Genomic DNA, 310 nt, shown 5'->3' with positions numbered 1-310 from the left:
GGCTTGGTTCAAGAGATCATGGTGCGACAAGGTCAATCTGTGGTGAAAGGTCAGCCTCTGGCGAAATTAGAAGACACGCGTTTTAAAGCAGCATTTTTAGAGTCGGCTCAACAAGCGGATACCTTACTGGCTCAGCAGTTACGGTTGAGAGCTGAACTCTCAACCGTGATGTTAAACAATGATGCTAAAGAGTGGTATGAGCGAGTGGTATTGGTGCCACAAGACATTGTTGTTGATGTATCAAGCCACCCTGCATTAATGAATGCCAAAGCGAACTATCTTGAGCGTTTGGGGCAATTAAAGTCGGAGT

General features: G+C 45.8%; 1 pseudogene. It reads left to right on the top strand.

The features are described from left to right. A pseudogene (locus A3712_RS14985) lies at positions 1 to 310 on the top strand (biotin/lipoyl-binding protein); the annotation flags it as partial.

It is taken from the genome of Vibrio sp. HI00D65, from assembly GCF_001635455.1.
In the GTDB taxonomy this organism is placed as follows: Bacteria; Pseudomonadota; Gammaproteobacteria; order Enterobacterales; family Vibrionaceae; genus Vibrio.
Note: the sequence above shows the minus strand (reverse complement) of the source record. Positions and strands in the feature narration are given on the sequence as shown.